Below are 10328 nucleotides of genomic sequence, written 5' to 3'. Positions count from 1 at the left end.
GCGGAATGGGCGGTCGTCCACCCTTTGGTCCAGCCTTCGGGTAGTGCAGCGCAATCAGCGTCAACAACCGCGCCCACGGCACAACCACGTCCATCTCGGCGAGGAATTTCTCCCGCCGTGTCTGCTTCTTCTTCATCGCGTGGCGGAGACCGGGAAAGGCGGGCTGCTTGGGCATCGGCGAGGCTCCATTGCCCTCTCCGACAGTCTATCTCAAACCGCTCAGCACGCGAGGTTTTTCAGACGTTCCTCTTGCTTGTCGATCACATACTGCAAGCCTTCGGCACATTTTCCACAGGAGCATGGATAATATGATCCGTTTGTTGCTGTTGCATATTGTTTGAGATCATGAAGGGAAAAAATCCCATCCGCTTTTCCGGCAATTCTGGCTGCGCCAATCCATGGACCAAGTGCTGCACCTATCGGGAAAAGCGCCACAGACACGCCTGCAGCACCTGCAGATATCGTAGCAGCACCGCTCAGATGCGTGACAATTGATTTGGCTGCGGTACCCGCCCCATATATAACAGCTTCTTTTAACTGGTTTTTAAGTGCATTTCGAACCTTGTCAGCTGTTCCATATTTTTTCGCACCTCCTGAACTTGACAGATTCAGTCTTCTTTGCAGTTCAACGAGTTGATCCGGAGTTGGTAACGGCATTTTTTGTCCCAAGTTACGGTTTCACAGGCATTCCCGTAGTGGCTTTCGCCTCTGGTTAGATCTGTGTCAGATGTGGTTTGTATGCATAAAGTTTTATCTCTTTTGCATTTGAAATCGCAGTACTCGAGGATTTATAGATGTAATGCCATTGCGAAAATTTATTTCAACATATATTTTTCTGATTTTTCTATCTGAAGTAAGTTGTATAACATTTAATACTTAAATAATTTAATAATCTCTCTTTTGAGTAATTAGAGTATTCACATGTTGAAAATATCTGAATTTTTATACCACGAAGTGTTTCTTTTAAATAAATATACTTAATTATATTATATTAATTTATATTTCAACTTAAGATTATAGTGAGTGCCTCACATGGTGAAATTTCAGTCAAATGCCAAGTGAAAGGAACTTCTTTACGATCATCTCTCGGTTTTTTTCTGTATTGCTCGTGGTTACAGTTGTTGGGGGTGTACAGAACCCCTGAGGGTCGGGTTGCGTTCAATGATTTTACCAAATTGCGAGCGATGCTTGATTCCAGATGTATCTTCTTATGAATGGACGCGTGGATTTGATGTACGCGCAGTTGGTTTTTTTGATGTGCAGATTGCGCAGAGGCGTCGCGTAGTCACATTCTCCATCGATCGGGTCGTCCGGACCAAGCCATCGCACCAAGAGGTGCGCACCGACAGGTTCGCGGTGCCGTTGTGGGCTGCGAAAGCAAGGCAGGCCGAGTGCAACCTGCATTTCAGTGAAACCCCTTTCGAAGAGTTTCCCTGTCTCGCATGGGAGAGCCCCGTGCGGCATTTTGAAGAGATGGCCGTGGCGTCACACGGTTGGCGGCGCATGGCGGCGCTTGCGCGAAACCTGGTGAGGTCTGTGTGGCGTGCCGATGGGGCTTTTGGTGGCGCGTACGAAATGACACGTCACGACATAGGGTCGCCGACAGGAGGCAAACGGGTCGCGGCTCTCGAGACCAGGGACGCCTCCTGACATGGATCCGATTGTTCTCGCCCGACTTATACGGGGCGGCCTGAATGCTCAGCTGAAGATGGCGCTGGACGGCAGTGGAGCGGCCTGTCGCTGGATCATGGAACGGTTCATTGCGAAGTCTGGCTACGGTCCGAAAGGGTCGTGGTTGTCAACTGGTGTACCGTTTCATCAACCTTATGGCTTTGGGAAACGACAACAGGCGCACCGGCTCTCAGATTGGGCGCAGCGTCTCTTGCCCATCAAGCGATACGTGACCGGTCTAGATCATATGTGGGGCGGGGCGAGGCGTTCCCCGGTCGTTGCAGGGCGGTCCGGCAATCTGGATGCCCATCTCTGGTCAATCCTGGATCACTGTCGGCGCTACAAGGAAACCCCGGGGATCAAGGTGATCCTGATCTGCCCGATGAACGTGCTGACGTCTGAACAGGTGAGCCGGATTGCAGCAGCGATTTCTCAGATCACATCGCTGCATGCGGTGCGTGCGGGAATTTACGCAGATGTCGGGACAAGGGATCCGGTGGGCAAGGTCACACCCAACAGTCTCATCACGGATCGAGAGACGATGCGGCGAAACCCGCCCGATATCTTGCTGACCGATTACAAGATGCTCGACCACCTGCTGTTGCACGCTCGTGAGGCGCCACTCTGGCGGCTGAATGCACCAGATACGCTGCGCTTTTTGATGGTGGAAGATCTTCATAGGTTTGGGGATGCCCAGCGGACGGATCTCGCCCGTTTGATCAGGAACCTCAAATACCGGCTGGGGACACCTGAGGGACATTTGATCTGTATTGGGTCCTTGGGCACTCTCGTGTCTGACGATGCCCCCAAAATTTTGCAGCAGCGCCCCGCGCAACCCCTGTTGGGTGCGCGGTACGAAGACGAGGCGGCGCTCTCAGAGACGCGTGATGTCCTTTCATCTTTTCGCACGGCAGAAGGCATGGACCAGCACCATGGGTCAGTGCGCGCGCTCCCCCACCAGAAAGGCACGCTCCCAAGTCAAGCTGTGCTCATATCCGGTGCAGCGCAAAAGGGAGCGGCTTTGGTTGGCGCTGCCGCTGAAGGCCTGTCAAAAATGCGGGTCTTGTGGGTTCGGATCACGCCGGATCGCGGGCTTCTTTCTGATAGGGTCACGTCTCTTGTGGCTTCGGCACGATCGGGCTCTGCCAGACGGTCATCTTCCCTTTCCAATGACCGACTGCACATCCGGGTCCGGAAGATGGCGCACAAGGTGGTGACGCTTCTCGCGCGCTTGGGCCGTGCGACGCCAGTGAAATTCGGCTTCGAGGGGTCAATAGAAGACATTCCGGTTGAAAGTCATCTGGAGAAGCGGTTCCTCGATGCCCTCAGCAAGCTTTATGGGGGTAACGAAGCCCTGAAGCCACAGGTTTTGCCTGGTGGCCGGCGGGGGTTTGTGTTGCGAGCCGGGACATCCGAGGCCCCCAGGCTTTGGACAATCGAGCCGCAGGTGAACACAGATATCCGCTACCCCGGGTTGCCGCAGAAACGGGTGGACTTCCTGTTGACCCCGATTGGGCGCAGTGACGCACGCCCCATCGCGATTACAATCGATCAGTCTGACCATCATGCCAGGTCGGTGGGCAAGGACGTGCTGGACTGCATCGAGATGATCCGGTCAGGCGCGCTATACGTTTGGAGCCTGTCGTGCAGGGATTTGGAGCTTGACGATCCGGCTTCGTCTCGCTCTTTTTCGAAGATCGCTCTGGGACCAGCGTTGGTCGAGCGCCTGGAACGGGTATTGGCACATCCGCAGCTTGCACCGCATGCGGACGGGATCGCAGCTGTGCTCACTGGACCCTCCCTGCAGGGTCTCAAGTGCCTTCTGGATGGTGTGGTGCCGGGCAATGGCACACTTCAATCAGCGTTGATCAGGGTGCTTGTTGCAACAGGCCAACCGCTTGAATATCTCCCGGTATTTTCGGAACTCAGCGAGGCTGGCCAGAGGTTTCTGGCGGGACCGGGTCTGGCGGAGCGGATTGGTGAGGGCGCTGTTGTACTCTACCTTGCCTGTGCGCAAATCTCATCAACAGATTTGCCGCATACCGATGCAGAGTTGCGGATCCTTCTGCGCGCAGACCTTCCCGGTCCGGGCCAGTCATTGTCGGCAAGGTCTGATTTTTCCGACATCTGCGACGATCTCTGGCGTCTTGTGCATCTGTTTCAGGGCGTGCGCGGGTTCCATCTGGAAATTCGTGGTCTCGAAGTCTTTCCGCCACCGGTTATGTCGGACAATAGCGCAAAGATGGATGCACCTGTTGCGGCATGGCGGCAGGCGCGGGCCCTCTGTGATGTCCGGTTTCATCCTCTGATTGCGGCATTGATTGCGGCAGAAGTCCCGGTGCCAGATCGGTTCGGAGAGGATCTGGTATCGACCGGACGTGTTGTGGGAAGGATGGAATTTGGCTGGTCCGAGGCCTCGGTGGCTGTCTCGGAACAATGTCATGACGATCTCCATTGGCGGCTGATCTGTCATGATCCCGAGAGAGCCCCGGTAGAGGACGCCGTAACCAAGATCCTTGTTGCATTGCAGGAGTCGCAATGATGACAGGGAGAGTTGGCAAACGATTGTCATACCACATTGGCTGCATGAAGAGCCTGCGCAATCTGCCGGATCATGTCGCCTTCCGCTTCATGACCCTGGCAGGCCGTTACATGTTTGATTCCTTCAGGCATGAGCTGAAGCTCGAAATGGTCGATGGCGCACGGGACAGCGCGATCAAATTCTTGCATATCGATAAACGACATCGGGCAATCGCATGTGCGATCGGTCGCGACGTCATGTTCTTGCATGTGAACGAACATGAAAAGGCCTCGAGCTGGGCGGCGGGGCGGCGGGTGAAGCTGGACCCAATGACCAACCGTGTTCGTGTCATCAACGGTTGCAATGCGACGGCTGTGCCGATTGTCACATCTGCTGCGCCGGTCCCACATCTCTTTATGCATGTGGCTGACAAGCAGCTGTGTGCCCTTGGCGTGCTGGAAGAGGAACTTCCAGCCATCCGGACCATAAGATCTCTAGAGGCGTTGGAAGCCGGTGAGGAGGATTTCGATCCACTGACCTATCAGGTTCTCTACGCGGTCGCGATCGGATATACAGATGACGAAGTCAATGCGTTGACCGGAATGTCCGATCAGTCGCAAACGGCGCTGCACAGAACCGAGCGCGCCTTTGACACGCTGATCGTGACGGAAGAAAGCCGTCAGACCATCTTTATCCCCGAAACCCAGGATGACCTGCGCCGTGCCCTTGATGCGGATCTGAGCGGCTGGGAAATATTCCTGCATCCTGTGCAGCGCAAGCTGGCCTACCAGGACTATGATGATCCCGTTCTGGTGCTCGGTGGCGCGGGGACGGGAAAGACGGTTGTGGCAATGCACCGGGCAAAGCATCTGGCTGATCAGATCAAGGCCGACCCATCCAGAAGTGGAGAGCGTGTCCTGCTGACCACGTTCACGGCAAACGCGGCGAAGATTCTCGAGGCCAATTTGCGCCTGCTGTGTCCGGAGCATCTTGATGCGTTGCCCTCACGGATCGAGGTGATCAGTCTGGATCTTTGGGCGGCTCATTTTCTCAAGCGCAGGAACCACGCGCGCGAGATCGTCTTCTTCGGAGAAGCGCGAGAGCGATTGGATCAACTCTGGCAGGACGTATTTGTCGATCATGCGCTACCCGAAGGGGTTTCTGAGACGCTTGTGAAAGCCGAATGGACGCAGATCGTGCAAGCCAAGGGCGTCATCGATCTGCATGCCTATTTGAAAATCCCACGAACTGGTCGCGGCACAGCTCTGGACCGACACAAGCGTGCAGCCTTGTGGCAGATCTTTGAAGATTATCGCGCGCGTATGATCCTGTTGCAGCTTGCCGAACCTGATGACGCTTATCGCGATGCAATCGAGATCTTGTCTGCGGAACCGGCCAAACTGCCCTATGCGGCGGTGATTGTGGATGAAGCACAGGAAATGGGTGAGCAGGCGTTCCGGCTTATCCGAGCGATTATTCCGCAAGCTGCGGAGCGCAACGGCAAATCGATCTTCATTGTCGGGGATGCACATCAGCGGATCCATAGGCGGCGGGCCATCATGTCGGCCTGTGGCATCAACATCCGTGGCCACTCGAGACGGTTGCGGCTCAATTACCGGACCACGCAGGAAATCGGTGCTTGGGCCATTTCCGTCGTGAAGGGGGTGCCTGTCGATAACCTTGATGGGGGAACGGACACCCTGCAAGATCACATTTGCTTGACTCATGGGGCAGAGCCCGAGCTGGTGGAATGTCTGACTGAAGCAGAAGAGTTGAGCGGTGTCGCCGCTTGGATCCATAGCTTGTCCGCGGATGAGGTGCAGCTGTCGGATATTGCTGTCTTGTGCGCGCGCCGGGCGGATGTGGACCGTGTGAGAGACGCGCTCCGTATGTCTGGAATCCATACCATGGCTCTGCCACCAGATAGGGATGAGACAAGACAAACCGGTGTACGGGTCACAACGATGCAACGCGCAAAAGGCCTCGAGTTTCTTGCTGTCGCAATCCCATTCCTGTCCGCAACCTCCTTTCCGCCGGGAGATGCCTTCAGATCCGCAGCAGATGCGGCCGATTGGGAGGACATCATCACGCAATACCGTGCGCTTCTGCATGTTGCCGCGACGCGGGCAAAAAAAATCCTGCGGCTGTCCTGGTCAGGTGCACCGACAGGGTTGATCCAGCCCTGAGCCAATCCGTGACCCTTACGACTCTGAAGGAGGCGAACCCGTGACCCAACCCACGACCATGGAATATCTGTCGGGCCAAGTGACAGCTCAAAAAATCTTGATCCACATTTTGTTGGGCCAGCGGGTGATCGTCAATCAACAACACGCGTATGAGCTGCGCAGTGCGTTGATGGCAAGTTTCAGGGCAATTCGGCGCAACGAGAAGATGAGCAAAGAAGAAAAGGACGGATACATCACGATCCTGGAAGAGGCCCTCTCTGCAATTGAATTCGTCAGATCGAGTGCATCAGGCGAATGATCAATTCCAAAAAAGAGAAAATGGCTCTCAGATATCTACAAATGGACGCAATTGCTTTCACACATCACACGCAGGCAACATGCCAGTGTGCTGGTGAGTGGCAATGAACTGAATGATCAGCGGGAAAATACAGATGATGCGACGTTCTATCCTGGTAAGCATCTTTCTGATATTGATTTCAGGCTGTGCAAACACCTTGACTGGAAATGCAGTTGTGGCGGGTGTAGGTGAAGGCGACCTTCTGAAATTGCGCTCGGGACCTGGATTTAACCACAGAATAATCATCGGTCTGCCAAATGACACTTCGCTGCGACAGGACAGATGTGTCAACGTCGAAAAACACCTCTGGTGTCGCGTATCGCTTTTGTCATCATCGCGTATGACAGGGTATGTCTCCGCAAGATATCTCGTGGCGCGATAGCAAGCACGATCACCCACAACTGCTTCAAGCAGCTGAGAATAGCAAAAACCAAACAATATGTCGACGATGTCGATATGAGGTGAAATGTTGAAAATAACAAAAATGAAAAACTGCATCTATTGCGGCGGAGCTTTCGTGGAGGCAGATGAGATATGTCCAAATTGCGAGGAAGCGACCGCACCCATCCTCAAGAAGAATCTCATTCTACCAGGTCTTGTCTTCAAATTGACCAGGAAGATACAAAAGACGGAAGATTGAACTGGAGGACTGTAAGGGTTTAAACCCGTGCCAGCTTCACTTCAAATCGATATGTGATGCGGTTTGGAACTCGATAATAGGCCGAATCTCACTCTTGGTGCTGCAGTCAGATAAGTTACAGTTGAAAGCCTGTTGCACTTACATGATGAACGGATTTTCGACGATGCCGTTCAATTGCAACAAGAACTGTCCATTGTTGGGATCAAGGGCGCTTGCATAGGCTATATCGACCGCGGTTACAGCTTGCTGAACACTTGCCTCTGTTCCATCATAGATCTGCATCACGGCAGCGGCAGTTTCTCTATCAGACATGCCTTTGATCACGGAAAAGTAGGTGCCAATATCTACCTTTTGGTCGAGATAGGCCCTATCGGCGGACCCGTCGGGAACACCGTTCAAAACATAGAGGATCAACTGCTCCTTGGCCACCGCACCATCATCCAGTGCATCAACCCAAAAAACCAGACCTCCCTCATCTGGGGACCTACCCAGCACATTATCATATATCGTCCCAACGAACTCGCTGTTCGGCACTGATATCGGATATGTTATTTGTGCTTCTTCAGAAGAGCCAAACAAATTTGCAATGTCTCGAATATCCAGACCATTTGAATACGATGTCCCCCAAAAGCTGAGGCCAAGGGCATCTGGAGCGCGGTTGAAATATGCAATATACAACTCTGAAAGATCGGATATCTGGATTTGTTCAAGATCAATCACTCGATTGAAGTTTTGAAGATATAAATGATTATCAGAAAAGGATATTTTCTCGATACCGACCAATTGATCAGTTCCATCAGAGAATGGTCTTCTGTCTGTGATCTCGCAATAATACGCACTCAGCCGCATCGTATATGACGAAATACCTCCAGAAAACAGTGCATTGTCAAAACCATTTCCACCAATCAGGATGTCATTGCCACCTTCACCTGAAATCTGGTCATCACCCTGAAAGCCAAGAATGAAATTCGATTCATCGTCACCAATCAATACGTCTGGCGAAGAACTGCCTTCAATAACTCCGTCTCCAGTGAGATAGTCATTATTACTTTCGATCGCAGCAAGTAACCAAGCCGAATGCGAGCCAATGCTTGTAGCGCCAACGGAAGTTGAAACCACACCTACTGCCAGGGGTCCATCGATCGTATCGTAATAAATTGGCCCTCCACTATTTCCCGGATTTACGTCCAGTGTTCCACTATCCAGATAGAAGACACCGTCAATGTTACTGGATTGGACAATGCCTTCGTCAATGACCTGTCGCCGACCATAGACACCAGGATATCCCAAGACACTGACAGCACCACCGGAATAGTCGAAATCCAAGCCGTACCAGCCGAATACGGAACCTAAAGGTATGTCCAGGGTGAGTAGCGCTATGTCCAGTTCTGACCCGGCATACGACCACCATGTCAAATCACCAGTAGGTACCATTCCATCAAAATCCTCATCGAAATTTGAAAAATAATGATAGTGAATTGGTTTTATCGACAAGTTATCTGGGGATTCCGGATTGTATAGTGGAAAGACTCTTATTTCGTCAGCAAGTCCACCAAGCTGTCCATTGTAAATAACATGTGACGCAGTTAAAATATCATTTATGCCTGCCAAAAAACCGGAGCCAAAGAATGTCTGCTCCCCCCAACGTGCTTCGATATATACTACTGCTGAGTTTGGGTAGTTTTTTTCATTAACATATTGTGACATGTATCTCTGTCTTTCTTGTATCGGATCCAAATGTCTGACAGCCTGTGGATTTACTGGGACAGGGTTATGAGTATACCCTTCGAAAGATCGTGTGATGGTGGTATTCTCATGGTCTCACCCCCAAACTTCGCATCCTATTGATCAATGGGCGTATGTTTTTGGGAATTGGTCAGAGGTCTTCGAATTGATCCAAGTTCGACATTTCTCTGTGTGTTTTCGTACTTTACCCTATTTTTTACAATGTGTCGTAGCTCAAGCGCAAGCGCCTGAATGACCCGATCCGAAAAATATATCTATATAAAATATAATGATACTTATATGAGATATTTTGTTTGTATTCTCACTTTTTTGGCCCTTGAGTACATCCTTGAGAAAGCCCCCTTGTCTGGACCTCTACCTTTCTGGGAAGTGTCATATTCCAACTCACAGCAAAGTTCCCTTTCTTGCTCGAGAGCACAGGATTTTTCCCACACATGCTGTGGATAACTCTGTGAGTGGATGTGTACCTGTTTTGTCAAACAATCATATTTTAGAGAAGTTTAAGAGGATTTGCAAAGGTTTATAAAACATAAAGCATTGTTTATATTGGAAATTTTTGAGATATTTTTCCCTCACACTTTTATGTCCCGGCTGTGCAGCATTTCAATGTCAAGGGTGAATAAGTATTTGCAGCACCTTGTTTCTGCCGAGCAGCAAGTGTCAGATAAAGTTGACATTTTGGCAGTTTTGCATGAAACAGCACCCACATCCGGGCATGTCGTTTTTGCACAATCATCTCCGCAGATAAGTGTGGAGAAGTGTCGCTCCACGCCAGGTGTGTAAAGCATTTGGGCACCTCGAAAAATTGCCCTGACCTTGGCGCTGGGATAGAAGGCAGAGGGCATTCGACTTGTGGTGTTTGACGATGGCGCAGATGGGTTTCTTTGATCTTTCAGACCGCTACGCGAGCCTTGACGCCAAGCGTGACCCGCTGGTCGAGATCGACGCCATTGTGCCTTGGGAGGAGTTCCGTCCGGTTCTGGAGCGGGTCTGGCGCAAGCCCGAGGCGGAGCGCAAGTCGCGGGCCGGGCGCAAGCCGATGGACGCGGTTGTGATGTTCAAGACGCTGTTGCTGGGCGCGCTCTACAACCTTTCGGACGATCAGATCGCATATATCGAATATCAGGTGTGCGACCGGCTGTCGTTCATGCGGTTCCTCGGCCTGGGACTTCAGGATCGGGTGCCCGACACCAAGACCGTCTGGCTCTACCGCGAGGGGCTGGCGCA

Annotated in this window: 7 protein-coding genes and 1 pseudogene; 4 read left to right on the top strand and 4 right to left on the bottom strand. The window is 52.0% G+C overall.

Annotated elements, in window-relative coordinates:
* A pseudogene (locus IEV82_RS23075) lies at window positions 1-175 on the bottom strand (IS5 family transposase); the annotation flags it as partial.
* 44 nt (window positions 176-219) lie between these two features.
* Window positions 220-657: a hypothetical protein gene (locus IEV82_RS23070; protein ID WP_188484438.1), complete on the bottom strand. Its 438-nt coding sequence runs from the start codon at window positions 655-657 to the stop codon at window positions 220-222.
* 994 nt (window positions 658-1651) lie between these two features.
* Between IEV82_RS23070 and IEV82_RS23065 the strand changes: the two genes are divergently transcribed.
* Genes IEV82_RS23065 through IEV82_RS23055 form a run of 3 tightly spaced genes read left to right on the top strand, consistent with a single transcriptional unit; the run spans window position 1652 to window position 6676 of the window.
* Entirely contained in the window at window positions 1652-4213 is a 2562-nt protein-coding gene (locus IEV82_RS23065) for a DEAD/DEAH box helicase family protein (protein WP_188484437.1), read from the top strand.
* Window positions 4210-6378, top strand: coding sequence for a UvrD-helicase domain-containing protein (locus IEV82_RS23060; protein ID WP_188484436.1), 2169 nt, complete (start codon window positions 4210-4212; stop codon window positions 6376-6378). The genes IEV82_RS23065 and IEV82_RS23060 overlap by 4 nt, the downstream gene beginning before the upstream one ends.
* Before the next feature lie 40 nt (window positions 6379-6418).
* Entirely contained in the window at window positions 6419-6676 is a 258-nt protein-coding gene (locus IEV82_RS23055) for a hypothetical protein (RefSeq protein WP_188484435.1), read from the top strand.
* A 57-nt stretch (window positions 6677-6733) separates the two neighbouring features.
* Here IEV82_RS23055 and IEV82_RS24200 read toward each other — a convergent pair whose 3' ends face one another.
* On the bottom strand, window positions 6734-7213 hold the full coding sequence (locus IEV82_RS24200) for a hypothetical protein (protein WP_188484434.1): 480 nt from the start codon (window positions 7211-7213) through the stop codon (window positions 6734-6736).
* A gap of 280 nt (window positions 7214-7493) precedes the next feature.
* Window positions 7494-9062: a DUF4214 domain-containing protein gene (locus IEV82_RS23045; RefSeq protein ID WP_188484433.1), complete on the bottom strand. Its 1569-nt coding sequence runs from the start codon at window positions 9060-9062 to the stop codon at window positions 7494-7496.
* A gap of 904 nt (window positions 9063-9966) precedes the next feature.
* Between IEV82_RS23045 and IEV82_RS23040 the strand changes: the two genes are divergently transcribed.
* Window positions 9967-10328: transposase (locus IEV82_RS23040; protein ID WP_188484432.1), on the top strand; the 362-nt coding region annotated here is incomplete at its 3' end.

It is taken from the genome of Marivita lacus (assembly GCF_014637725.1).
Taxonomy (GTDB): domain Bacteria; phylum Pseudomonadota; class Alphaproteobacteria; order Rhodobacterales; family Rhodobacteraceae; genus Marivita; species Marivita lacus.
Note: the sequence above shows the minus strand (reverse complement) of the source record. Positions and strands in the feature narration are given on the sequence as shown.

Coding starts and splice junctions, on each gene's coding strand:
- IEV82_RS23070 (WP_188484438.1), bottom strand. CDS start 657: ATGCCGTTACCAACTCCGGATCAACTCGTTGAACTGCAAAGAAGACTG.
- IEV82_RS23065 (WP_188484437.1), top strand. CDS start 1,652: ATGGATCCGATTGTTCTCGCCCGACTTATACGGGGCGGCCTGAATGCT.
- IEV82_RS23060 (WP_188484436.1), top strand. CDS start 4,210: ATGATGACAGGGAGAGTTGGCAAACGATTGTCATACCACATTGGCTGC.
- IEV82_RS24200 (WP_188484434.1), bottom strand. CDS start 7,213: ATGCAGTTTTTCATTTTTGTTATTTTCAACATTTCACCTCATATCGAC.
- IEV82_RS23045 (WP_188484433.1), bottom strand. CDS start 9,062: ATGTCACAATATGTTAATGAAAAAAACTACCCAAACTCAGCAGTAGTA.